Source organism: Haloferax sp. AB510 (assembly GCF_024136985.1).
Classification (GTDB): domain Archaea; phylum Halobacteriota; class Halobacteria; order Halobacteriales; family Haloferacaceae; genus Haloferax.
In genome coordinates this window covers 1-22243 of record NZ_JAMYJY010000015.1, presented here as the reverse complement: position 1 = coordinate 22243, position 22243 = coordinate 1, and the positions used below count along the sequence as shown (strand labels likewise).

24 protein-coding genes and 2 pseudogenes are annotated in these 22243 nt (G+C 66.7%); 13 read left to right on the top strand and 13 right to left on the bottom strand.

All coding sequences use genetic code 11. The features are described from left to right. Positions 1 to 19: 19 nt before the first annotated feature. On the bottom strand, positions 20 to 487 hold the full coding sequence (locus NKF06_RS04765) for a peptidylprolyl isomerase (protein ID WP_008093880.1): 468 nt from the start codon (positions 485 to 487) through the stop codon (positions 20 to 22). Between the two features lie 110 nt (positions 488 to 597). On the opposite strand from NKF06_RS04765, the gene NKF06_RS04760 reads away from it, so the two are divergent. Further along, positions 598 to 1428: an alpha/beta hydrolase gene (locus NKF06_RS04760; RefSeq protein ID WP_253244680.1), complete on the top strand. Its 831-nt coding sequence runs from the start codon at positions 598 to 600 to the stop codon at positions 1426 to 1428. On the opposite strand, the gene NKF06_RS04755 is transcribed toward NKF06_RS04760, so the two are convergent. Next, positions 1409 to 1777 carry a rhodanese-like domain-containing protein gene (locus tag NKF06_RS04755; RefSeq protein WP_058826299.1) on the bottom strand — a complete coding sequence of 123 codons (369 nt, stop codon included), beginning with the start codon at positions 1775 to 1777 and terminating at the stop codon, positions 1409 to 1411. The genes NKF06_RS04760 and NKF06_RS04755 overlap by 20 nt on opposite strands. A gap of 146 nt (positions 1778 to 1923) precedes the next feature. On the opposite strand from NKF06_RS04755, the gene NKF06_RS04750 reads away from it, so the two are divergent. The 3 genes from NKF06_RS04750 to NKF06_RS04740 all read left to right on the top strand — a co-directional run bounded on the left by NKF06_RS04750 (position 1924) and on the right by NKF06_RS04740 (position 4872). Then, on the top strand, positions 1924 to 2529 hold the full coding sequence (locus tag NKF06_RS04750) for a class I SAM-dependent methyltransferase (protein ID WP_253244679.1): 606 nt from the start codon (positions 1924 to 1926) through the stop codon (positions 2527 to 2529). 797 nt (positions 2530 to 3326) lie between these two features. Further along, positions 3327 to 3854, top strand: coding sequence for a hypothetical protein (locus NKF06_RS04745; protein WP_253244678.1), 528 nt, complete (start codon positions 3327 to 3329; stop codon positions 3852 to 3854). 142 nt (positions 3855 to 3996) lie between these two features. Beyond that, the gene (locus NKF06_RS04740; RefSeq protein WP_253244677.1) at positions 3997 to 4872 is read left to right on the top strand and encodes an amidohydrolase family protein; all 876 of its coding nucleotides are present in this window, start codon (positions 3997 to 3999) and stop codon (positions 4870 to 4872) included. 79 nt (positions 4873 to 4951) lie between these two features. Here the strand turns inward: NKF06_RS04740 and NKF06_RS04735 are convergent, their stop codons facing one another. After that, a complete protein-coding gene (locus tag NKF06_RS04735) occupies positions 4952 to 5716 on the bottom strand; it encodes an enoyl-CoA hydratase-related protein (RefSeq protein WP_253244676.1) in 765 nt (254 codons plus the stop codon). 99 nt (positions 5717 to 5815) lie between these two features. Then, on the bottom strand, positions 5816 to 6454 hold the full coding sequence (locus NKF06_RS04730; RefSeq protein ID WP_058826252.1) for a helix-turn-helix domain-containing protein: 639 nt from the start codon (positions 6452 to 6454) through the stop codon (positions 5816 to 5818). Positions 6455 to 6545: 91 nt separating this feature from the next. Here NKF06_RS04730 and paaA point away from each other — a divergent pair, with 91 nt between their 5' ends. Genes paaA through paaE form a run of 5 tightly spaced genes read left to right on the top strand, consistent with a single transcriptional unit; the run spans position 6546 to position 9244 of the window. Continuing rightward, a complete protein-coding gene (gene paaA, locus NKF06_RS04725; RefSeq protein ID WP_253244675.1) occupies positions 6546 to 7490 on the top strand; it encodes a 1,2-phenylacetyl-CoA epoxidase subunit PaaA in 945 nt (314 codons plus the stop codon). 5 nt (positions 7491 to 7495) lie between these two features. Next, positions 7496 to 7816, top strand: coding sequence for a 1,2-phenylacetyl-CoA epoxidase subunit PaaB (gene paaB / locus NKF06_RS04720; protein ID WP_004040859.1), 321 nt, complete (start codon positions 7496 to 7498; stop codon positions 7814 to 7816). A gap of 2 nt (positions 7817 to 7818) precedes the next feature. Beyond that, positions 7819 to 8637 carry a 1,2-phenylacetyl-CoA epoxidase subunit PaaC gene (gene paaC / locus NKF06_RS04715; RefSeq protein WP_253244674.1) on the top strand — a complete coding sequence of 273 codons (819 nt, stop codon included), beginning with the start codon at positions 7819 to 7821 and terminating at the stop codon, positions 8635 to 8637. Further along, entirely contained in the window at positions 8630 to 9073 is a 444-nt protein-coding gene (locus tag NKF06_RS04710; protein ID WP_082677647.1) for a metal-sulfur cluster assembly factor, read from the top strand. Before paaC ends, NKF06_RS04710 begins: the two co-directional genes overlap by 8 nt. 3 nt (positions 9074 to 9076) lie before the next feature. After that, positions 9077 to 9244, top strand: a complete 168-nt coding sequence (gene paaE, locus NKF06_RS04705; RefSeq protein WP_172795748.1) for a 1,2-phenylacetyl-CoA epoxidase subunit PaaE — start codon at positions 9077 to 9079, stop codon at positions 9242 to 9244. Positions 9245 to 9436: 192 nt separating this feature from the next. Here the strand turns inward: paaE and NKF06_RS04700 are convergent, their stop codons facing one another. From NKF06_RS04700 to NKF06_RS04670, 7 genes are all read right to left on the bottom strand, one after another. Beyond that, positions 9437 to 10888, bottom strand: coding sequence for an aldehyde dehydrogenase family protein (locus NKF06_RS04700; protein ID WP_058826248.1), 1452 nt, complete (start codon positions 10886 to 10888; stop codon positions 9437 to 9439). 68 nt (positions 10889 to 10956) lie between these two features. After that, positions 10957 to 11340 carry a PaaI family thioesterase gene (locus NKF06_RS04695; protein ID WP_058826247.1) on the bottom strand — a complete coding sequence of 128 codons (384 nt, stop codon included), beginning with the start codon at positions 11338 to 11340 and terminating at the stop codon, positions 10957 to 10959. Between the two features lie 77 nt (positions 11341 to 11417). After that, positions 11418 to 12146, bottom strand: a complete 729-nt coding sequence (locus tag NKF06_RS04690; protein WP_058826246.1) for an ABC transporter ATP-binding protein — start codon at positions 12144 to 12146, stop codon at positions 11418 to 11420. Beyond that, complete coding sequence (locus NKF06_RS04685; RefSeq protein ID WP_058826245.1) at positions 12143 to 12907, bottom strand: ABC transporter ATP-binding protein; 765 nt, start codon at positions 12905 to 12907, stop codon at positions 12143 to 12145. The genes NKF06_RS04690 and NKF06_RS04685 overlap by 4 nt, the downstream gene beginning before the upstream one ends. Continuing rightward, positions 12900 to 14888 (bottom strand): ABC transporter permease, encoded by a 1989-nt coding sequence (locus tag NKF06_RS04680; RefSeq protein WP_253244673.1) that lies wholly within the window; start codon positions 14886 to 14888, stop codon positions 12900 to 12902. The genes NKF06_RS04685 and NKF06_RS04680 overlap by 8 nt, the downstream gene beginning before the upstream one ends. A 1-nt stretch (position 14889) precedes the next feature. Beyond that, positions 14890 to 16074: an ABC transporter substrate-binding protein gene (locus tag NKF06_RS04675; RefSeq protein WP_082677646.1), complete on the bottom strand. Its 1185-nt coding sequence runs from the start codon at positions 16072 to 16074 to the stop codon at positions 14890 to 14892. Positions 16075 to 16254: 180 nt separating this feature from the next. Further along, entirely contained in the window at positions 16255 to 17259 is a 1005-nt protein-coding gene (locus NKF06_RS04670; RefSeq protein ID WP_058826243.1) for an LLM class flavin-dependent oxidoreductase, read from the bottom strand. A gap of 55 nt (positions 17260 to 17314) precedes the next feature. On the opposite strand from NKF06_RS04670, the gene NKF06_RS04665 reads away from it, so the two are divergent. Continuing rightward, complete coding sequence (locus NKF06_RS04665; protein ID WP_253244672.1) at positions 17315 to 17833, top strand: VOC family protein; 519 nt, start codon at positions 17315 to 17317, stop codon at positions 17831 to 17833. A 22-nt stretch (positions 17834 to 17855) separates the two neighbouring features. On the opposite strand, the gene NKF06_RS04660 is transcribed toward NKF06_RS04665, so the two are convergent. Beyond that, positions 17856 to 18326: a MaoC/PaaZ C-terminal domain-containing protein gene (locus tag NKF06_RS04660; protein WP_004040870.1), complete on the bottom strand. Its 471-nt coding sequence runs from the start codon at positions 18324 to 18326 to the stop codon at positions 17856 to 17858. Positions 18327 to 18422: 96 nt separating this feature from the next. Between NKF06_RS04660 and NKF06_RS04655 the strand changes: the two genes are divergently transcribed. Then, complete coding sequence (locus tag NKF06_RS04655; RefSeq protein WP_004064410.1) at positions 18423 to 18833, top strand: hotdog fold thioesterase; 411 nt, start codon at positions 18423 to 18425, stop codon at positions 18831 to 18833. 9 nt (positions 18834 to 18842) lie between these two features. On the opposite strand, the gene paaK is transcribed toward NKF06_RS04655, so the two are convergent. Next, positions 18843 to 20132 carry a phenylacetate--CoA ligase PaaK gene (paaK, locus tag NKF06_RS04650; protein ID WP_253244671.1) on the bottom strand — a complete coding sequence of 430 codons (1290 nt, stop codon included), beginning with the start codon at positions 20130 to 20132 and terminating at the stop codon, positions 18843 to 18845. 100 nt (positions 20133 to 20232) lie between these two features. Here paaK and NKF06_RS04645 point away from each other — a divergent pair. After that, positions 20233 to 21395: pseudogene (locus NKF06_RS04645) on the top strand (thiolase domain-containing protein). A 31-nt stretch (positions 21396 to 21426) separates the two neighbouring features. After that, positions 21427 to 22243: pseudogene (locus NKF06_RS04640) on the top strand (ACP synthase); the annotation flags it as partial.

The window sequence follows — 22243 nt, the reverse complement described above, 5'->3', positions numbered from 1 at the left end:
CGAACCGCGAGACTACGACTTAGTTCGCGTCGACGATTTCGACGTCGAAGACGAGCGTCTCGCCGGCGAGCTCGTGGTTGAAGTCGATGCGCACCACGTCGTCGTCGGCGTGGACGATTTCGCCGAGACCGCCCTGCTGGGTCTGGACGTACAGCCCTTCCTCGGGTTCGTCGCCCAGCACTTCGCGGAGCTGTTCGGTCTCGTGCTCGCGAATGAGGTCTTCGTCGTGCTCGCCGTAGGCCTTCTCCGGCGGAATCTCGATGCTCTCCTCGTCGCCGACGGACATGCCGACGAGCGCCTCGTCGAGGCCCTCGATGACGGTGCCCGCGCCGACTTCGACCACGAGCGGTTCGTAGTCGCGGTCGCCCTGCGCCTCGGAGAGCCCTTCGGCGTCGGCCACGTCCTGCCGCGACGTGTCGAAAACCGTGCCGTCGGGGAGCTTTCCAACGTATTCGAGTGAAACGGAGTCGCCGGTTTCTATCGTCATACCGCCTACTCTCTGCCGGAGACGGATAAGTGACCGTACTGGCGATGAGAATATAAGCAGTCTGATACATCGAGGCGCGTGCTCATGCTCTCAGCGCGCCACTAGGTCGCATGGCGTTCGCCCGAACGAACGGTATCGACACCTACTACGAACGACGAGGCGAGGGGCCGCCGGTGGTCTTCGTCCATGGGGCGATTCTCGACCACGGTCAGTGGGACCGCCAGACTGAGGCGCTGTGCGACGACTACACCACCGTCTCGTACGACGTTCGAGGACACGGCCGAACCGGCGGGTCCGACTTGGCGACGTACTCGATGGAACTGTTCGCCGACGACCTCGCCGCGCTCGTCTCGGAGTTAGGCCTCGACAGGCCCGTCATTTGCGGGCTGTCGACCGGCGGCTGCGTGGCGCAGGCGTACGCGATGCGGTATCCCGACGGGCTCTCGGGGCTCGTCCTCGCGGACACGTTCTCCCCGGTCGTCTTCGACCGTCTCGAACGGTTCCAGCGACTCGTCGTCCCGCGGTTGACGATTCCGTTCGTTCGACTCGTCGGCTACGAGCGCGTGGAGAAGGTCATGGTCTGGTTCCAAGAGCGGTTGTCGGGAACGGCCGCGGGCGGCGACTACGGAAACGTAGAGCGTCTTCGGGAGCGCGGCCCGCGGATGGCGACCGACGAGTTCGCCAAAGTGATTCGGGCGGTCAGTCGGTTCACCGACTCGTCGGTCGTCCTCGGCGACATCGACGTCCCGACGCTGATTCTGTACGGCGAGAACGAACTCCCGTTCGTGCGCAGGCACGCCGCGGCGTTCGGCGACGGGATTCCGACCGTTACGGTCCGCGCGGTTCCCGACGCGGGCCACGCGTCGAACCTCGACAACCCCGCGTTCTTCGAGGACGCCCTTCGGGAGTTCCTCGACGGCCTCAGAACAGTCGCCAAATGAGCGACCGGAGTTTGTAGCCCAGCGACCCGCGCTGGTAGCCGTTCCACCCGCTCATCCCGCCCGCGAGCGTCGCCGCGTCGTACCCCTCTTCGCGGAGGAGCCCCGTCGCCCGCTTCGCGACGATGCCCATCTTACAGACGACGACCACGTCGCGGTCCCGCGGAATCTCGTCCAGCCGACCCCGAAGCGGGGCGTCGTCACCCGACCGGAGGTCGTCGTAGACGGGGATGTTTTGGCACCCCTCGATTGCGCCGCGCTGGTAGTTCGACTCCGGGCGGATGTCGAGGACGAAGAGGTCGTCCCCGTCGGCGAGGCGGGCGTCGAGTTCGTCGGGGCGAATCGTGGTCACGGCTCTCCCCACGTCGCTGGCGCGGAAAGCGCTGGTGTTTCCGGTGGTCCGGCGCTCCGCCGTCGGTTCCACGTGAGCGTTCGACGCCGTCCCGTCCGCCGGGAACGACGCCGTAACTTGAACACGGCGGTCCGCGTAGCGCCTCTATGGAGTGGGACGAGCGCTACCGGACCGGAACGTACCCGACCGACCCCGAGCCGTCGCCGGTGCTGCGGGCGTACCTCGACGAACTTCCCGACGGTCGCGCCCTCGACGTGGCGGCCGGAAACGGCCGCAACGCGCTCTTTCTCGCCGCGAACGGCTACCGGGTCGACGCGCTCGACCAGTCGAGCGAGGGACTCAGTATCATCGACGAACGCGCCGCCGACCGCGGGTTCGCCGACCGCGTGGAGACGATTCAGGCGGACGCGACGACCCACGACTTCCCCGAGTCGGCGTACGACCTCGTCACCATCAGCTACTTCCGGACGCTGGACCGCCTCGCGGACATCAAGGCGGCGCTGAAGCCCGGCGGCGTGCTGTTCTACCAGCACCATCTGCGGGCCGACCCGCCGGCGACCGTTGGGCCGAGCACCGACAGATACCGCTTCGACTCCAACGAACTGCTCCGGGCCTGCCTCGACCTCACCGTGCTCTACTACGACGAGTCGACGGAGCCGCGCGACGAGCGACGGTCCGCGACGGCGACGATTATCGCGCGGAACACCCGGGGTGGGGCGCAGTCGTATCCGCGGAGAGGAATAGAACAATAAAAAAATTGCCACACCAAATTGGGAGCGACATAGGGATTCAGATACGCGCCATAACGACCGAAATGAAATAAACATAGAGTACGTTTCCAGGGTACTCGTCTTTTCTTCCCCGAGTTAAATCACGGGTACAGTCGACAGCAACCCATTTATTAGGATGGCGACGATAGAATTAGAAACACAATAAGCATTTGAAATAATATTTACTAAAATATTTGTTACGGGGAAATCCCAACGGCACGCTGCCTTCTTTTGAGAAAATATCAAATGAATATTATTTTCGACATTTCAACTAGACTCGCCGGTCGGCGAGAACAGATAGGGTTCAGACGATGTCCCGGCCACGAAGTCGGGCTGACGACCCGTCCGGATTCGGTTCTCTAATCTGAGAAACACATATGTTCTTCCGAGTTCGAACTGATAGTATGTCAACGGACTGGTTCGCCGAATCCGGTTCGACGGGAGAACTGACCGTCGAAAAGCGCGACGGTGCGTGGTTTCTACAATCAACCGAGTCCGATTCTGAGGTGAAATGTATCTTCGAGGACGACAGTTCGCTCTCGGCTTCGTCGGGTCCCCAACGAGTCAGTATCACCGTCTCAAATTACATGAGGGGGCGCGGCAATGAGGTGAACTACCTTTTCGCCTCAATCGGAGATGACCCATCGAGCTCAAGTTCCAAGGCCACGGAATCGTCGGTAGACAGGGAAGGAACAGCGGCCTCGAACACAGATTCAGGCGATACCGAGACTCGGAAGCCAACCCGAACGCTCTCGGAGCTCACTGGGAGCGGGGCGTACGTGACCGTGGAGGCGACCGTCGACGAGGTCGCGTGGGTCAACAAGAACGACCCCGGGACGCCGGACATCCTCGGCTACCTCACCGACGAGAGCGCGCCCGAAGGCGTCGCGTTCGTCGTCCCCGACGGCGTGAGTCACCCGTACCTCGGCGAGGGCGCGCGGTTCGAGTTCGCTGGTGCGAAGGACCACCACTACCGCGCGAAAGACCAGGTACAGTTGATGATAACCGACGCAACGCAGTTCACTCAGCGCACGTCGTCAGGTGAAGGCGTCCGCGGGTCGAGACACATCAGCGATCGAACACGGAGTCGGTCACCAGATGACCGCGAGAAACTCGGAAGTCTTCGAAATATCGTCGAGAACGCCATTGGTGACGAGACGTTCGTCGAGACGCAATCGGACGACGACTCGCTCGTCGGGGCGGCAAAGCGTCGGGCTCGAAAACAGCAGCGCGACCCCGCCATCGACCCGCGAACGCGCGCCCTCGCCGAGGACGGAGGAGAGGGTTCGAACCGAGACGACGACTGAGCAGGACCCAAACAGGATTGGCCGGTGACTGATTGGGCTGCGCGTCGAATCGCCTCCCGTGGCGGTACGCCAACGCCGCCGCGCCATCATTCGGTCGGCTCCGTCCGTTCGATTTTTATCGCTCGGCGATAGTCATACACGAATGACCGTGTTGGATTGGCTCGACGAGCCGCGCATCATCGACACGCACGCCCATCAGCCGACCGCGGAGTTCCTCGAAGACGCCGGCGGGGAGATGATGCGGGACGCGGCGAACAGGTTCGGCGCGGAGATGGAGACGTGGAGCTACGAGGAGATGATAGCCGAGTACCGCGAGCACAACATCGGGCGGGCGGTGCTCCTCGGGTGGGACGCCGAGACGAACACCGGGAATCCCCCGGTTCCGAACGACTACGTGGCCGAGGTCAGAGACGCACACCCCGACTTCTTCGTCGGCTTCGGGAGCGTCGACCCGCTGAAAGACGACTGCGTCGAGGAGGCGGTTCGGTGCGTCGAAGACCTCGGTCTCTCGGGGTTCAAGTTCCAGCAAATCGCCCAGGGGTTCGACCCGAGCGACGACGAGCACGCGGCGCTGTTCGACACCATCGAGGACCTCGGCGTCCCGGTCGTCTTCCACGGCGGGAACTCCACGCTCGGGGCGTGCTCGCCCGGCGGCCGCGGCCTGAAAATCAAGTACGGCAACCCGATGCTCATCGACGACGTGGCCGCCGAGCATCCGGACCTCCAGATTCTCATCGCCCATCCGGCGTACCCGTGGGAGAAAGAGCAACTCGCCATCTGCCAGCAGAAGGGCAACGTCTACATGGACCTCTCGGGGTGGCTGCCGAAGTACATCGACGAGCAGGTGCTCCACTACGCGAAAACTGTCCTCCAAGACAAGGTGATGTTCGGCACCGACTACCCGATGATTCGGCCGGGTCGGTGGTTCGAATCCTTCGAGGAGCACTTCGACGCCTCCGAGGAGGTAAAGCGAAAGCTCCTCTGGGAGAACGCGGAGCGGTTCCTCGGACTCGACTGAGGGGAGGACGACGAGACGAGGCGAGATAGAACGGGTGAGTGAAACGGGACCAAAACGGGCCGAGGCCGGGGGCCCCGACTCAGTCGAACTCCGGCGGCCGCTTCTCCAAGAACGCGGAAACGCCCTCCTCGTGGGCGTCAGTGTCGTAGGCGAGGGTCTGGGTGTGGGCCTCGCGTTCGAGGCCGTCCGCCCACGAGCGGCCGAGGTTCGCGTGTATCGCTTCTTTCGCCAGCGCGAGCGTCTCCGTCGGCTGTGCGGCGAGCGTCTCCACCGTCTCGTCCACGACGGCATCGAGGTCGGCGGGCTCGACCGCCTCGTTCACGAGGTCGAGTGCCGCGGCGCGCTCGGCCGAAATGAGTTTCCCGGTGAAGGCGAGTTCCTTCGCGGCGCGGAGGCCGACCAACCGGGGAAGCGTCACTGTCGCGCCCGCGTCGGGGACGAGACCGACGTTGACGAACGACGCGCCGAACCGGGCGTCGCTGGCGGCGTAGGCGAAGTCGCAGGCGGCGACGACGGAGGTTCCCGCGCCCACGGCGTCGCCGTTGACGCGGGCGACGACCGGCACCGGGGCGGTGAGAATCGCCTCGGCGACGCGGCCGAGGGTGCCGCGAACGCGCTCGTAGGCCTCGCGGGCGGTCTCGTCGCGTTCGGCCATCGCCCGAATGTCACCGCCGGCGCTGAAGGCGTCGCCGTCGCCCGTTATCACCGCGGCGTCGAACGCCTCGGGCGTGAGTTGTTCGAGCGCCGCCGAGAGCTCTCGGGCCACGTCGGCGGTGAACGCGTTTTTCGCCTCGGGTCTGTCGAACGTCACGGTCCGGACGCCGTCGGCGTCGTCGACTCGCATACCCGCGCTACGGGGACGCGGGGTAAATAGCCTCGCCGGCGGACCGCCGGGCGAGTCGAGCGAGTCGAGCGAGTCGAGCGAGTCGACGTCGATCCCGGCTCACGCGAGCAGCGCCCCGAACACCGACTGTTGTGCCCGGCGGAGTCGTTCGAGGAACGCCGACTTGCTGATTCCGAGTTCGTCCGCAACGTCCTGAGCCGTGATACTCCGGGGGAGGTCGAAGTACCCCATCTCGACGGCCGCCCGGAGAGCGGCTTCCTGCGCGGGCGTGAGGTCCCACGCCCGACCGATGGGTGATTCCTCGTCCGCCCGGAGGGGGTAGACGCGCTGGAGTTGGATGCCGACAGTGCCGCCGGCCGTCTCCATCACGCCGCGGAGCACGTCGTAGCCGACGACCGCCCCGCGCATCGTCGCGCCGCCGTCGTCGTACCGCATCGACTCGACGAGGAAGCCGGCGTCGACGAGTTCGTGAACGACGCAGGGGTGTTTCGAGAGACAGCGGAAGGTGTACGTGTCGTCGCCGCGGGTGACGTGGAGGTAGCGGATGGCGTCGTCGTCGTCGAGGGCCTCGGGGAGTCGGTCGTCCGCGGGGGCGGAAAAGTGAAGCAGGACGTTGCCGTCGGCGCGGAGTTGCGGCGCGTTCGCATCGACCGCGACGGGGACCGCGTCGGTCGCCCGCGCCAACGGGCAGTCGTCGCCGTCGATTCGAAACTCGGCCACCAAGCACTCCGCTATCATCGGCGTGTATGTACGTGACAGAGATATAAAAAGGCAGGCCATGGACGGGTCAATTCGTAAGTAGTTATAGATGATAGTTCCTGATAGACCAATGGACCTCGAAACCGTCAAAGAACGAGCGGGCCCGCGGCAGTTCGCTCCGAAAGACGACATGCCCGAGGAGTACCGCAAGGCCGCGACGCGGATGATTCAGTTCCACGCGAACAGCGAGGTGATGGGCGGGTATCTCGAAAAGCCGTTCATCCGGCAAGCGCCGAGCATCGACCGAAAGTTGGCGTTCTCGGCGAAAGTACAGGACGAAATCGGCCACGCACAACTGCTCTACCGCGCCGCCGAGTCCCTCGGCGTCAAGACGCGCGACGAGATGCTCGACGAACTCGCCCGCGGTGAGGGGAAGTTCCTCAACTGCTTCCACTACCCGATGGAGTCGTGGCACGAGGTGCCGATGATAGCGTTTTTCGTCGACGGCGCGGCCATGCACCGGCAGGCGACGCTCAAAAACACGTCGTGGACGCCGTACGCCCACGCGATGGACAAGGTGTGCTTCGAGGAGGGCTTCCACGTCAAACACGGCGAATCCATCCTCTCCGAGTTGATGAACGGGTCGAAGGCGACACAGGAGAAGACGCAGGCCGCCTTCGAGACGTGGTGGCCGCGCATCATCCAGTTCTTCGGCCCGACCAACGACAAATCCGTCCACAACGACTTCGCCCAGCAGGTCGGCCTGAAGACGAAGTCCAACGACGAGCTGCGCGACACCTTCCTCGACACGTACGTCCCGAAAGCCGAGAAGTACGGCCTCGTCGTCCCCGAGTACCCGCGCATCGAGTACGACGAGGAACTCGACACCTACCACGTCAACGAGGACGACCTGAACTGGGACGAGTTCTGGACCATCGCCAAGAACGCCTCCGAGGGGAGCCACGAGCAGATCAACTCCCGCGCGCAGGCGCAAGCGGCGGTCGAGTGGGTGCGCGAATCGATGCACAGCTGGGAGGGCGCGTCGGGGGCCGGAACCCCGCAGGCGGCGGACTGAGAGCCATGATTTGGGAAGTGTTCAGACAGGATAAACCGGGAGCGTACCACAAACACTGCGGCAACGTCCACGCGCCGGACCGCGAGTTGGCGCTCCAGTTCGCGGCCGTCCAGCACGGCCGGCGGATGAAGACCCACAGCCTGTGGGTCGTCCCGCACGACGAAATCGGCGAAATCGACGCCGACGAGACGAGCTTCGGCGGAACGACCGACAAGACCTACCGCTGGGCCACCTCGTACACGGACATCGAACCGGCCGCGCCGGAAGTCGCCGAAAGCGAAGCCGAGCAGGCCGACGTGGAGAAATCGCTCGAGGCGGACAGCTAACCATGCCAGCGACGCTCAACCCCGAAGACCTCGACGCCGAACAGCGCGCCGCGCTCGAAGAGCTGCTGTTCCGCCTCGCGGACGACGAGTACGTCCACGGCGAGCGCCTCATCGAGTGGCAGATTTACGCGCCGACGCTGGAGTCCGACCTCGCGTTGGCGAACGTCGCACAGGACGAGTTCGGCCACGCTCGGCTGTGGTACGACCTGCTCGAAGAGCTCGGCCACACCGAAGCGGAACTCATCTGGGAGCGCCCCGCCGACGAGTTCAGGCACGCCACGCTGGTCGAACTCCCGTTCGCGGAGGGCGACTGGGCCGACATCATCCTGCGGTGCTACCTCTACGACGCCGCCGAACGCCTGCGTCTCGACGCGCTCGTCGACACCAGCTACGCGCCGCTCGCCGACCGCGTCGGCAAGGTGCTGAGCGAGGAGCGCTACCACCTCGAAAACGCCCAGAGCTGGCTCGACCGTCTCGCCGAGGGCGACAGCCGCGACCGCGTGCAGGACGCGCTCGACCGGCTGTTCCCCCACGCGCTCTCGCTTTTCGCCGAGCCCGACCACGAGGAGGCAATCGTCGACAACGGCTTCCGGACGATGTCCACCGCCGACCTCCGCATCGAGTGGCTGGAGACGGTCATCCCGTACCTCGAATCGCTCGGGCTCGACGTGCCCGAACCCGACGAGGTCGAACGCCCGAGCGCCCGCGGTCGCGACGGCACCCACACCGACCACTGGGACGAACTGGCCGCGGAGTTCCGGCGGACGTACGAGGAGCTCGAAGCGCCCGAGCCGGCGCGAATCGGCAGGGAGCGTGTCTGACGTGAGCGCCGACGACGCCCCTGACGCGACCGCCTGCGGTCACACCGAGTACGTCGACGGCGCGGTTCCCGAGGGCTTCCCGAAGACGGGTGTCGGAGCCACGGGCGTCGAAGCCGACATCTGGGACGCCCTCTACGAAATCGAGGACCCCGAGATGCCGGTGAGCATCGTCGACCTCGGCCTCATCTACGACGTTCGCGTCGTCGAGCGGGAGGGCGAAGACGGCGAGGCGAAGACGCTCGGTATCGTCGAGATGACGCTGACCTACACCGGCTGTCCGGCGCGCGACTACCTCGAAAACGACGTGCAGTGCGCGATTCTGGCGGCCGGCGTCGACGAGGCGTCTGTCCGGCTCCGGTTCACGCCGGAGTGGACCGTCGACATGGTGACCGAGGCGGGCCGCGAGGCCCTCCGCAAGTTCGGACTGGGGGTGTGAGCGATGCGCCGCTTCGACCCCAGCACCGAGACGGGGGGCGAAACGTCGGGCGCGGAGTGCCCGTACTGCGGCGGCACGAACACCGTCCGCGAGCACCCGAAGGGGCCGGGACTGTGCCGGTCGATGCACTTCTGTAACGACTGTCAAGAGCCGTTCCAGCGATTCGAATAGCGTCGGCGGAGAGACTGGAGACGCGCGATTTTTCGGGACCGACGTCCGCGGAGCGCCGCGGCGGTCGGTCCGGGGGCGGCGGGTCGAAGGCTGGGGCGTTCAGCGGGCAACGGAGTGAACGCCGAAGCGTTCAGCGGATTGCGGGTTGCGGCCCGAAACTGCAGCGAGTTGCGGGCCGAATTCGCGGGCGAATCAGCCGAGGTTGAGGTTCACGTTCTTCGCCTGCGTGAACTCGCGGACGGCTTCCGCACCCTGCTCGCGGCCGTGGCCGCTCTGTTTCGTGCCGCCGAAGGGCGTCTGCGGGAACGTGACCGGGTACTCGTTGACGCTGACCATTCCGTAGTCGAGCGCGTCGGCGACGCCGTGAGCACGAGAGAGCCCGTCGGTCCAGACGCCGGCGAGAAGCCCGTACGGCGAGTCGTTGGCGAGTTCGACTGCCTCCGTTCGGTCCGAGAACTCGGTGACGACGAGGACCGGGCCGAATATCTCCTCGCGGGCCACGGTCATGTCGTTCGTCACGTCGGTGAGAACCGTCGGTTCCACGAAGTAGCCGGTCTCCTTGTCCTCGGGGACGCCCCCGCCGCAGGCGACGGTCGCTCCCTCCTCGACGCCGAGGGAGATGTACTCCAACACGTCCTCGCGGTGAGACTCGCTGACGACCGGTCCCATCCGGCCGTCGTCGTCGATGCCAGATCCCAGCGGGGTCGACTCGGCGCGCGCGACGATTCGCTCGACGAGGTCGTCGGCAACGTCCTCGTGGACGAGCAGGCGCGAGCCGGCCCAGCACATCTGGCCGGCGTTCATGAAGATGCCGTAGTGGACGCCCTTGGCGGCGGCGTCGAGGTCGGCGTCGGGGAAGACGACGTTGGGACCCTTCCCGCCGAGTTCGAGCGTGACTCCAGTCACGTTGGCCGCGGCGTCGGCCATGACGCCTTTGCCGACGTCGGTGCTGCCGGTGAAGGTGACGTGCGCCACGTCGGGGTGCGACGCGAGCGCCGACCCCGCCTCGGACCCGCTTCCGGGAACCACGTTCACCACGCCGTCGGGGAGGCCGGCTTCCTCGGCCGCGAGGCCGTAGTAGAGCGCCGAAAGCGGCGTCTGGCTGGACGGCTTTACCACCGCCGTGTTGCCGCAGGCGAGCGCCGGCGCGAGACTGCGCCCCGCGAGTTGGAAGGGGTAGTTCCACGGGACGATGTGTCCGGTGACGCCGAGCGGTTCGCGGGTCGTGTAGTTGACGCGCCGGCCGGGGACGGGGTTGTACTCGCCGGTCACCTTGTCGGTCCACCCGGCGTAGTAGCGGAAGGTGTCGACGACCATCTGGACCTCCATACCGGCCTCGAACGGTGTCTTGCCGTTATCGTGGGACTCGACGAGCGCGATCTCGTCTTTCCGCGCCTCGATGAAGTCGGCCATCGCGCGCAGTTTCTCGCCGCGCTCGGCCGCGCTCGTGGTCTCCCACTCGCCACCGCGAGCGCCCGCCGAGTTCGCCGCCCGCACCGCGGCGTCGACGTCCGCCTCGCCAGCGCGGGCGACCTCGGCGTACGGCGCTTCGGTCGCCGGGTCGCGCGTCTCGATGGTCTCGTCCGATGCCGCGGCTACCCAGTCCCCGTCGATGTAGAGACTGGTCGGGCCACTGTATTCCATTACGAAATACCCTTTTCGCGCACAATATTAACTATTGTTGATTACTAACTGCGCGGCGGGTGGGGAACTCAACCGGTCTTGTAGACTCCCCTCGCGGTCGCCACGTGATTCCCGTCCGTCGCGTACACGTCCACGTCCACGGTTCCCACGTCGCCACCGAGTCGGACCACGTCGGCCTCGGCGCGGAGGTCTCCGGTTCCCGCGTTGAGGTAGTCGATTCGCATGTCGATAGTCGGAACGGGTTGGTCGACCTCGCTGACGAGCGCCGCACCACCGACCGTGTCCGCAAGCGTGAACGTCACGCCGCCGTGGGCCATCACCCGGTCGGCATTCCATGACAGCTCCTCGCGCATCTCGATTCGACCCTCCGCGTGCCCGTCTACTGCCTCGGTGACTTCGACGCCCAAAAGCCGCGCGAACGGCATGCTCTCGAAGAACTCTTCGATGTCCATGCCACCAGTTCGCACAGGTGCGTTAAGTTCGTTTCGTCGGTCGGCCACGGCCGGGCGGCCGACGAGACCGGTGGCCGTCAGTCGGCCATCGAGACGCCGAGGTACCGGTCGAGCACTTCGTCGGCGGCCGCGACCTCGTCGGCGGGGCCCTCGTGGACGACCCGGCCCTTGTCGAGGATGTAGACGTAGTCCGCGGCGTCGAGGGCGACCTGTACGTTCTGTTCGACCAGAAGGATGGTCGCGCCGTCGTCGTTCAGTTCCTCGATTTTTCGCTGGACCTGTTTGACGATAGCGGGCGCGAGCCCTTCGGTCGGTTCGTCGAGCAACAGGAGGTCCGGCGCGGAGACGAGCGCGCGGGCGATAGCGAGCATCTGCTGTTCGCCGCCCGAGAGGTTCGCCCCCCGGCTGTTCCGGTGGCGCGCGAGGTTCTCGAACTCGTCGACGATGGCGTCGACACTCGGTTTCTCGACATCTCGACGACCGCCGATGCGGCCGATTTCGACGTTCTCGGTGACGGTCAGGCCGGGGAAGACGCGGCGCTCCTCGGGGACGAGTGCGATGCCCTCGCGGGCGGTCTTCTCCGGCGACAGCGTCGTGATGTCCGTCCCGTCGAAGGTGATAGTCCCCTCGGACGGCGGGACGTTCCCGAGGATGCTCCGGAGCGTCGTCGTCTTGCCGACGCCGTTGCGCCCGATGAGCGTGACGACCGACCCCCGAGGCACGTCGAGGTCGATGCCCTGCAGGACACGGGTCGACCCGTAGCCCGAGACGAGTCCGCGGACGGACAAGAGCGGTTCGTCGGTCACGCCTCGACACCCCCGAAGTAGGCCTCGCGGACCTCCGGATCCTCCGAGACGGCCTCGGGCGTCCCCTCGGCCAGTACCTCGCCGCGGTGGAGAACCGTGATGCGGTCGGACACCCGCATCACGAGGTCGATATCGTGTTCGATGAGCAGGAGCGTCCGGTCCGACAGCACCTCGTCGATGAGGTCCATCGTGGCCCGCGTCTCCTCGGCACTCATGCCGGCGGTCGGTTCGTCCAGAAGCACCATGTCGGGGTCGGTGGCGAGCACGATGGCGATTTCGAGCCGGCGCTTGTCACCGTAGGCGAGCACGTCCGCGGGTTCGTCGCCGCGGCCCAAGAGGCCGGAGCGGTCGAGCACGCGGTCGGTGTGCTCGTTCACGTCGTTGAAGGCGTCGCTTCGCCGGAGGTACTCTTCGACCGGCGTGAAACCGCCCTCGCGGGCCGCCTGCGCGGCGAGGCGGACGTTCTCGCGGACCGTGAGCCCCGAGAAGACGTTCGTGATTTGGAACGACCGGCCGAGGCCGCGGCGCACGCGCTCGTGCGGCGGGAGCGCGGTCACGTTCTCGCCGTTGAACGTCACGGTACCGCGGGTCGGCCGGAGCGCGCCGGTCAAGAGATTGAACGTCGTCGTCTTGCCGGCCCCGTTCGGGCCGATGAGACTCCGGAACTCGCCGCGTTCCACGTCGAGGGTCACGTCGTCGACGGCGACGAGCTTGCCGAACTCTTTCGTCAGGTTCTCGGTCCGCAGTATCGGGTCACTCATGGCGGTCTACCTCCGGGTCGGTGACGCCGGCCTGTTCGCCGACGCGGTCGCCGACGGCCGATTCGAAAATCGGGTGGTCCGCCACCGTCTGCGGGAGCGACACGAGCCCCCGCGGCACGAAGATGACGAACAGGACGAACAGCACGCCGATAACGAGCTGCCACTGGTCGATGTACGACGAGAGCACGTCCTCCGCGGCGACGAAGACGCCCGCGCCGAGCATCGGCCCGTAGAGCGTCCCCATGCCGCCGAGGACCGTCATCACGATTACCTCGCCCGAGTTTATCCAGTGGAGAAACGACGGCGCGACGTAGCCGTTGTTGGCGGCGAACAGCCCGCCGGCGAGCCCCGCGAGGCCGCCGGAGACGACGAAGGCGCGGCGCTTGTAGGCGGTCACGTCGTAGCCGATGAACGAGGCGCGTTCTTCGCTCTCGCGGATGGACTGCAGCACCGAGCCGAACGGTGCGCGGATGAGGCGTCGGGCCAGCAGGTACGACCCGACCACGACGGCGAGGAGGAAGTAGTACTGGACGACGCCGCCGTCGAGGACGAACGGACCCAGCGGGACCGCGAACTCGCCGGGGTCGATGCCGAGGCCGGCGAGACCGTAGAACGCGTCGACGCCGAACAGGCCGTCGGAGCCGCCGGTGAAGTCGAACTTGAACACGGCGTTGTAGAACAGCTCCGCGAACCCGAGGGTTATCATGGCGAAGAACACCCCGGACACGCGTATCGAGAGGTAGCCGACGCCCCACGCGATGGCCGCGCAGACGGCGACGGCGACGACGAGCGCGACGAACACCGACGGTGAGACGTGCATGAGCGTGAGAACCGAGGCGTACGCGCCGACCCCGTAAAACAGCGTGTGACCGAGCGAGACGAGGCCCGCGTAGCCGAGCACGAGGTCGAGGCTGAGCGCGAACAGCGCCCAGATGAGGATGTCTTCGAGGAGCGTCACGGAGTAGGTGACGCCGGTCACCTCCGCGAGAAGCGGGACGATGAGAAGCGCGCCGACGCCGGCGTAGCCGAGTTTCGCGCGGGTTTCCGCGGACAGCACGCCGCCGCCGGAGCCGTGAAGGAGCGCACCGTCGTGGTGGTCGCCCGCGCCGACGCTCGTGCCGAACAGCCCCGTCGGCTTGACGACGAGCACGGCAATCATGAGCAGGAAGACGATGAGTCCCTCCAAGAACGGCGTGTACGTCCGGGCGAACGTCTGGACGAGACCGACGAACAGGCCGCCGACCACGGCCCCGCGGAACGACCCGAGGCCGCCGAGAACGACGATGACGAACGCCGGGATGATGACCGAACTCCCCATCGTCGGGCTGACGTTCTGGTACGCGCCAAGGACGATGCCGGCGACGCCGGCGAGCGCCGCGCCGAACCCGAACGTCAGGGTGTAGTAGCGGTCGATGTTGATGCCGAGGGTACGGACCATCTCACGGTCCTCGGAGCCGGCGCGGATTATCATCCCGAAGCGGGTGCGGTTCAACAGGAGCCACGTACCGAGCGCCAGCGCCGAGCCGAAGACGATGATGCCGTAGTTGTACAGCGAGTAGTTGAACCCGAACAGCGCGACCGGCTGGTCGAGGACCGAGGGAACCGGAAACGGCTGGGCGGACTTGCCCCACACCGACGTGATGAGGTCGTTGATGATGAGGACGAGCCCGAACGTCAGGAGGATGTGGTACAGCGGGTCGCGGCCGTACAGCCGCTTGACGGTGAGCCGCTCGATGCCCATCCCGACGACGCCGACGAGGAGGGGCGCGACGACGAGCGCGACCCAGAAGCCCGCGCCGCCGAGAGGGCCGGCGATGGCGAACGCGAAGTACGCGCCGAGAGCGAACAGCTCGCCGTGGGCGAAGTTGATGACGTCCATGACGCCGAAGATGATGGAGAGTCCGGCCGCGAGCAGGACGTACACCATCCCGACGACGAGCCCGTTGAGGACCTGTTCGGCGACGGCACTAGCGACCGACATGCTAGAGCGAGCAGCCGAGTTCGCCGCAGTCGGGGAGCGCGTCCGCCCCGGCGATCATCTCGCCGAGTTCGACGGTCGCGGGACCGCTCCCACCGTCCGGCGCGACGAGTTCGCCCGGCCACACCGGGTTCATCGCCTGATGGTCGCAGTCGCGGAACTGGTTCGGCCCGAGAATCGTGTCCATTTCGAGGCCCGGGAGCACCTCCTTGACCTCCGCGGGGTCGGTCGACCCGGCCTCCGCGATGCCCCGCGCAGTCATCCGGATGGACATGTACGCGGCCCGCGCGAAGTTGTCCGGGAGAGAGTCGTACTCGCTCCGGTAGGCCTCGACGAACGACTGGTTGTCGCCCGTTTCGAGCGTCGGCAGGTAGCGAACTCCGCCGTAGGTGCCGTAGGCGGCTTCGCCGAGCGCGCCGCGGACGACCGAGAACGTCATCGTCGGCGACATGAGGTTCACGCTCTCTTTGAGCCCCTGGCTCGCCGCCTGCTTGACGAAGTTGATGAGGTCACCGCCGGTCATGCCGAGAACCGCCACCTCGGCGTCGGAGTTGGCGATTTGACTGACGTAGGAGTTGTAGTTGGTCGAGCCGAGTTGCGAGCGGCTCCGGCCGACGACTTCGATGTCGTGGCCGTCGCGCATGCGGCGCTCGACGCGCTGCATCACCGACTCGCCGTAGGCGTAGTCGGCGATGTGGAACCACACCTTGGTGCCGAGGTTCTCGGCGGTGTAGTCGGAGACGGCTTCGGCCATCTGCGCCGTGTTCGTCTCGGCGCGGAACACCCACTCGTTGCAGTTCGACCCCGTGATTGGAACCGCGGCCCCGCCGGGGTTGTAGATAATCTCCTCTTCGGCCGCGAACTCGTTGAGCGCGAGCGCGACGCTGGACGATATCGCGCCCATGAGATACGACGCCCCGTCCTGTTCGACGACCGACTGCGCCTTCCGCCGGCCGGTCGAGGGGTCCGCCTCGGTGTCCTCGTAGACGCCCGTTATCTCCACGTCGATGTCCGCGTTCTCGTTGACGTGCCGTATCGCTAACTCGGCCCCGTTTCGCTGGCCGACCGCGAGACCGCCGTACGGGCCGGTCATCGGGCTAATCACTCCATAGGTGATGGCGTTCGACCCGCCGCCCCCACCGCCACCGAGACAGCCGGCGACGCCCGTCAGCCCGGTCACGCCCGCCAACCCAGCCGCCTGTACGAACCGTCGCCGCGACGGACGCGGCTGTGCGCCGCTGTCCGCTGAACAATCGTCTCTCATGGTGTGTATGTTCACATGTAACATGAAAAACTTCACGTTTAAATGTTTGCGTTTCGGCGGCGACAAGAACGTCGCGTTCGGCCCTGAACTACTGATTCGTCCCTCTCAGGCGAGTCGCGGACGGACCTCGTCGCCGAGTCGGCGGACGCACTCGACCATCCGGTCGGTGCCGATTCCGGGGTGGTAGGTGCGGAAGATGAAGTGGATGTCGTCGCCGAGAGCGTCGCGGTAGCGGTCGAGTTCCGCGACCACGTCGTCGGGCGTGCCGAAGATGGCCTGTGCTTTGAGTTCCGCCCGGCGCTCGTCGGACAGTTCGGGGACCTCGTCGCCGGAGAATATCTCGGCGTACCGGCGCTGGAGGTAGAGGTAGCCGTCTCTCATCGCGTCCCACGCCTCGGCCTTCGAGTCGCCGACGAAACCGTGTTGGAGGACGTATATCGTGAACTCACCGTCGAGTCCCTCGGCCTCCCGGACGCTCCGGATGTCCTCGACGCGCTTGCGCAGGCCGCCGAGAGAGAGCGACGACGGCGCGCACCACGCGTCCGCCGTCCGGGCCGCCCGGCGAACCGCGGGCTTGGCCGCGCCGCCGAGCATGAGGGGCACGTCGTGTGCCGGTTTGGGCGTCACGTCGACACCGGTCGCACCCTCGTGAAACGGCGACTCGTGCGCTATCGGACCGTCTGACCACGAGTCGCGGAGGAGAGAGACCGTGTCGGCGAGGCGGTCGACGCGCTCGTCTCGCGGAACGCCGAAGGCGTCGAACTCGCGGGGGTTCGAGCCGATTGCGAGACCGAGCGTCGTTCGCCCGCCCGAGATGAGGTCGACCGTCGCCGCGTCCTCCGCGAGCCGAATCGGGTCGTACAGCGGCGCGAGCGCGATACACGTGCCGAGTTCGACCGACTCGGTCGCCGCCGCGAGCGCCCCGAGCGCGGGCATCGTCCCCGAGAGGTAGCCGTCCGGCATGAAGTGGTGTTCGGACACCCAGGCGCTGTCGAGGCCCGCGTCGTCTATCTCGCGACCGAGCGTCAGCATCTCGTCGTACAGGTCGGCCATCGGCCGGTCGTCGTCCGGCCGCCGTTGGCAGGTGAACAGTCCCGTCCCGAGTTCCATGACTCTGCGTTCGTACCTTAGCTATTAATAGTTAGGAACACCGAGTTCGTCAGAGATGAGTCCCGACGACTCGGTACCCTCGGATTCGACGACCGCGGCCGCGACGGAGCCGGCGCCGCCGGCCGCGCGCGTCGACCACGTGGGAATCGCAGTCGATGACGTCGAGGCCGCCGAGCCGACGCTGTTCGCGCTCGGCTGCGAGCGCGTCCACCGCGAGACGGTCGCGGACGGCTCGTTCGAGTGGGCGACCTACGTCCTCGGCGACGCCTCCAGAATCGAACTCGTCGCGCCCGTCGACGGAGAATCGTTTCTGACGACCTTCCTCGACGAGCACGGCCCCGGCCTCCACCACGTCACGCTGGAGGTGTCGGACATCGACGCGATGGTCGCCGCCCTCGAAGCCGCGGGCGAGCGTGTCGTGGGGTACGCGGTGGAAGACGGCTGGACCGAGGCGTTCGTCTCGCCGCGAAACCCGACCGGCGCGCTCTTTCAGTTGATGGAGTACCACGACGACTACGGCGAGAAGGGAGCCGACGACGCGTTGTTCGTCCACGGCGAGCGGTTAGATTCGTGAGTCCAGGGGTCGGGAAGCCGCCTTACTCCGCGGCCGACTTCGTCTTGATGAGGAACTTCATGTCGCCTTCGAGGACGACGGTACCGTCCTGCTTCGTCATCTCGATTTCGAGGACGACCAAGCCGGCGTCGTCGCGGCTCCCGAGGTCCTTCCGCTCCGAGACGACCATCGTCTGCGAGAGCGTGTCGCCGATAAACACCGGGTTCGGCAGGTCCATGTAGTTCATCCCGAGGAAGGCGATGGCGGTGCGCTCGACGATGCCCGACCGGTACACGAAGCCGGTCGACTGGACGAACGTCATCGGCCCGTGGGCGATTCGCTGGCCGAACTGGGTGTCTTCCGCGTACTCGCTGTTCGTGTGGAGTTCGGTCCAGTCGCCCGAGAGCGCGGAGTGCATCATGAAGTCCGCCTCGGTGACGGTGCGACCGACGCTCTGGAACTCTTTGCCCTCCTCGAAGTCCTCGAAGTAGTGCGGTTCGTAGCTGTATGCCATACCTCACCGTCACCGCCATCAGATAAAGTAGTTTACATACCTATCTTTCCTGACAGTCGATGTCTACTTGGGGAGCGCAGGACGACGTGTGGTCGCATGTCGGAGCAAGACGACTACGCGGAGATACGGGAGCGCGCCTCGAACGACCCCTACTGCGGGCGCGTCGGCATCGACCTCGCCGAGGTCGGCGACGGGTACGCGGAGACGACGCTGACCGTGGCCGAAGACCACCTGAACTTCCACGGGACACCCCACGGGGGCGCGGTGTACAGCCTCGCGGACGCGGCCTTCGCGGCCGCCTCGAACAGCCACGGCGACGCCGCGTTCGCACTGGAGACGAACATCTCGTACCTCGCGGCCGCCGAGGTGGGCGAGACGCTCCGCGCGGTCGCCCGGGAGACGCACCTCGGGGGACGGACCGCGGAGTACGAGGTCGTCGTCTCCGGCGGGGACGGCGAGCGAATCGCGACGTTTCGGGGGCGCGTCTACAAGCCCGGCGGTCGCTGACGGCGCGCGTTACTGGCCACGGTGGTCGTAGACACGCTGGACCTTTCCGACCTCGGTGCGCGCGATGTCGCCGTACTCGACGAGATTCAGTTCGTCGGGCGTAAACGAGAGCACGTTCGAGAGCCGCTTTTGAATCCGCCCTTCGAGGTCCGACAGCGACCCGCCGAACTCCTCGACAAGTTCGACCGTGATTTCGACCCGGTCGAGGGTCCCCTCGCGGCGGAGGTCGATGCGGTAGTGCGGCGCGATTTCGTCGAACTCGAGGACGACCGACTCGATCTCGCTCGGGTAGAAGTTCACGCCGCGGACGATTATCAGGTCGTCCGACCGGCCCGTGATGTTGTCCATGCGGACGCAGGTTCGGCCGCACTCACAGGTACCGTAGTCCAGCGTGGTCAGGTCGCCCGTCCGATACCGGAGGACCGGCAACGCGTCCTTCGCGAGGGTCGTCAACACGAGTTCTCCCTCCTCGCCCTCCTCGACGGGGTCGCCCGTGTTCGGGTCGACCACCTCGGGGTAGAAGTAGTCCTCCCAGATGTGCAGGCCGTCCTGCGCCTCGCACTCGACGGAGACGCCGGGGCCGACGATTTCCGAGAGGCCGTAGATGTCGATGCCGGTCACGCCGAGTCGCTCTTCGATTTCGTTTCGCATCGGTTCGGTGCAGGGCTCCGCGCCGAAGATGACCGTCCGAAGCGGCAGGTCGCGGATGTCGATTCCCATGTCATCTGCGACTTCGGCGAGATAGAGCGCGTACGACGGGGTACACGTGATGACGTCGCTTCCGAGGTCGGAGAGCAGTTCCACCTGTCGCTGGGTGTTGCCGCCGCCGATGGGGATGACCGTCGCGCCGAGTTCCTCGACGCCCTGGTGGAGGCCGAGACCACCGGTGAACAGGCCGTAGCCGTAGGCGTTCTGAACCACGTCGTCCGAACCGACGCCGGCCGCGACGAGACACCGCGCGACGGCCTTGCTCCACACGTCGAGGTCTTCGCGGGTGTAGCCGACGATTTTGGGCTTGCCGGTCGTACCCGACGACGCGTGGACGCGAATCACGTCGTCCATGTCGACCGCGAACATCCCCGTGGGGTAGTGGTCGCGGAAGTCCTCCTTCGTCGTGAACGGCAGTTTCGACAGGTCTTCGACGCTCTCGATGTCCGCGGGCGAGAGTCCGGCCTCGTCGAACGTCTCGCGATAGAACTCGACGTTCTCGTACGCGTTCCGAACCGTCTCCCGCAGGCGACCGTCCTGCACCTCGCGGAGTTCCTCCCGCGAGGCGGTCTCCGTGCTATCGAATACCATGTACGTTTGAACTCGATGATAGAATATGATAAAAATGATGCGGTCACCCGACTGCACTGCGGGGCGAACCTATTTCGCGAGGGATACGTAATCGACTATCATGCGAGACGCATACATCGTCGGAGCGGGCCAATCGAAGTACGGCGCGTTTCCGGACGAGAGCTATCGGTCGCTGTTCGCGACCGCGTTCGAGGAGGCGCTGGGGAGCGCCGGCGGCGTCGAGGCGGCCGATATCGACGAGGCCGTCGTCGGGTCGCTCGGCGTCGGCGGGCGGCAACTCGGCTTATCGGGGCCGGCCGTGACGGAGCACGTCGGCCTCCACGGCGTCCCCTGTTCCCGAATCGAAAACGCCTGCGCCGCGAGCGGCTACGCGGTCAGACAGGCGGTGCAGGCGGTCAAAAGCGGGATGGCGGACGTGCCCTCGCGGGCGGCTACGAGGTCATGACGGACATGAGCGGCGACGTGGCGAAGTACTGGCTCGGCGTCAGCGGCGAGACGGAGTGGGAGCGGCTCACCGGGACGACGTTCGCGGGCGTCTACGCCCAGATGGCATCGGCGTACCTCGACGCCTACGACGCCTCGCCGGACCATTTCTCGAAGGTCGCGGTGAAGAACCACGCGAACGGCGCGAAGAACCCGAAGGCGCACCTCGGCTTCGCGTGCTCGCTGGACGACGCGCGGAACGCGCCCGTCGTGGCCGACCCGCTGAATCTCTATCACTGCTGTCCGACCTCCGACGGCGCGGCCGCGGTTCTCGTCGCCAGCGAGGACGTGGCGAGCGCGTGCGACGACGCGGTCCGCGTCGCGGGCGTGGGTGCCGCCTCCGAGCGCGTCGGCCTGTTCCAGCGCGACAGCTACACCGCCGTCGAATCGTCCGAGCGGGCCGCCGCGACCGCCTACGAGATGGCTGGTCTCGGCCCCGACGACGTGGACTTCGCGGAGGTCCACGACTGCTTCGCCATCGCCGAGTTGCTGGCGTACGAGGACCTCGGCTTCTGCGAGCGCGGACACGCGCCCGAACTGGTCGACTCTGGGGCGACCGAACTCGGCGGCGACCTGCCCGTCAACCCCTCCGGCGGCCTGAAGTCGAAGGGCCACCCCATCGGCGCGACGGGCGCAGGGCAGGTCGTCGAGGCGTACAAACAGCTCGCCGGACGGGCAGGGGACAGGCAAGTCGCGGGCGCGAACGTCGGCCTCACCCACAACGTCGGCGGGTCGGGCGGTGCCGCCGTCGTCCACGTCCTCGAAGGAGGGGCGCTATGAGCGCCGACGGCCGACTCGGACGACCCTCGGAATCGCCGGCGTCGGCGCGTACGTTCCCCGACTGTACCTCCCCGCGTCGGCCTACCGCGAGGCGTGGGGCAACGGCGGCGCGCCGGGCGTCGAACGGGTCGCCGTCGCCGATGCCGACGAAGACACCCTGACGATGGCGACCGAGGCGGGCCAACGCGCACTCCGCGCGGCCGGGGTGGACGCCGGTGACATCGACCACCTCGCCCTTGCGACCACGACGCCGCCGAACGACGAGGAAGAAAGCGCGGTCCGGCTGGCCTCACTCCTCGGCGTCGACCCGTCGGTTCCGACCCGGCAGTTCGGCGGGAGCACCCGAGCCGGCGCGGTGGCGCTGGCGGCGACGAGCGAGGCGACACAGAACGTGGGCGACGGCGCGGGCAGTCCGAGGCTCGTCGTCGTCGCTGACAGCCCGCGAGGGGCACCCGAAAGCGACGAGGCGGCCGGTGCCGGAGCGGGGGCGGCCGCACTCGTCATCGTCGAAGACGGGCCGCTCGCCATCGATGCCGTCGGCGAATTCGGCGACCCCACGCCCGGCACGCGGTTCCGAGGGTTCGGGAGCGCCGAGACGGAGTCCATCGGCGTCACCCAGTACGAGCGCGACGCCTACACGCGAGCAATCGCCGGGGCGGTCGATGCCCTCGACGTCGACGCCGCCGAACTGGACCCCGACGCCGTGGCGCTCACCGCGCCGGACGGGAAACTCCCGTACCGCGCGGCCAACGCGCTCGGCGTCGAACCGGCGCGAATCGCAGCCGGGAGCGTCGTCTCACGAACCGGTGACGCCGGGGCCGCCGGGCCGTTTCTCGGACTCGCGTCGG

What these genes read in the sequence shown, in the direction of transcription:
- NKF06_RS04765 (WP_008093880.1), bottom strand. Translation starts at nt 487, where the DNA reads ATGACGATAGAAACCGGCGACTCCGTTTCACTCGAATACGTTGGAAAG.
- NKF06_RS04760 (WP_253244680.1), top strand. Translation starts at nt 598, where the DNA reads ATGGCGTTCGCCCGAACGAACGGTATCGACACCTACTACGAACGACGA.
- NKF06_RS04750 (WP_253244679.1), top strand. Translation starts at nt 1,924, where the DNA reads ATGGAGTGGGACGAGCGCTACCGGACCGGAACGTACCCGACCGACCCC.
- NKF06_RS04740 (WP_253244677.1), top strand. Translation starts at nt 3,997, where the DNA reads ATGACCGTGTTGGATTGGCTCGACGAGCCGCGCATCATCGACACGCAC.
- NKF06_RS04735 (WP_253244676.1), bottom strand. Translation starts at nt 5,716, where the DNA reads ATGCGAGTCGACGACGCCGACGGCGTCCGGACCGTGACGTTCGACAGA.
- NKF06_RS04730 (WP_058826252.1), bottom strand. Translation starts at nt 6,454, where the DNA reads ATGATAGCGGAGTGCTTGGTGGCCGAGTTTCGAATCGACGGCGACGAC.
- paaA (WP_253244675.1), top strand. Translation starts at nt 6,546, where the DNA reads ATGGACCTCGAAACCGTCAAAGAACGAGCGGGCCCGCGGCAGTTCGCT.
- paaB (WP_004040859.1), top strand. Translation starts at nt 7,496, where the DNA reads ATGATTTGGGAAGTGTTCAGACAGGATAAACCGGGAGCGTACCACAAA.
- paaC (WP_253244674.1), top strand. Translation starts at nt 7,819, where the DNA reads ATGCCAGCGACGCTCAACCCCGAAGACCTCGACGCCGAACAGCGCGCC.
- paaE (WP_172795748.1), top strand. Translation starts at nt 9,077, where the DNA reads ATGCGCCGCTTCGACCCCAGCACCGAGACGGGGGGCGAAACGTCGGGC.
- NKF06_RS04700 (WP_058826248.1), bottom strand. Translation starts at nt 10,888, where the DNA reads ATGGAATACAGTGGCCCGACCAGTCTCTACATCGACGGGGACTGGGTA.
- NKF06_RS04695 (WP_058826247.1), bottom strand. Translation starts at nt 11,340, where the DNA reads ATGGACATCGAAGAGTTCTTCGAGAGCATGCCGTTCGCGCGGCTTTTG.
- NKF06_RS04685 (WP_058826245.1), bottom strand. Translation starts at nt 12,907, where the DNA reads ATGAGTGACCCGATACTGCGGACCGAGAACCTGACGAAAGAGTTCGGC.
- NKF06_RS04680 (WP_253244673.1), bottom strand. Translation starts at nt 14,888, where the DNA reads ATGTCGGTCGCTAGTGCCGTCGCCGAACAGGTCCTCAACGGGCTCGTC.
- NKF06_RS04670 (WP_058826243.1), bottom strand. Translation starts at nt 17,259, where the DNA reads ATGGAACTCGGGACGGGACTGTTCACCTGCCAACGGCGGCCGGACGAC.
- NKF06_RS04665 (WP_253244672.1), top strand. Translation starts at nt 17,315, where the DNA reads ATGAGTCCCGACGACTCGGTACCCTCGGATTCGACGACCGCGGCCGCG.
- NKF06_RS04660 (WP_004040870.1), bottom strand. Translation starts at nt 18,326, where the DNA reads ATGGCATACAGCTACGAACCGCACTACTTCGAGGACTTCGAGGAGGGC.
- NKF06_RS04655 (WP_004064410.1), top strand. Translation starts at nt 18,423, where the DNA reads ATGTCGGAGCAAGACGACTACGCGGAGATACGGGAGCGCGCCTCGAAC.
- paaK (WP_253244671.1), bottom strand. Translation starts at nt 20,132, where the DNA reads ATGGTATTCGATAGCACGGAGACCGCCTCGCGGGAGGAACTCCGCGAG.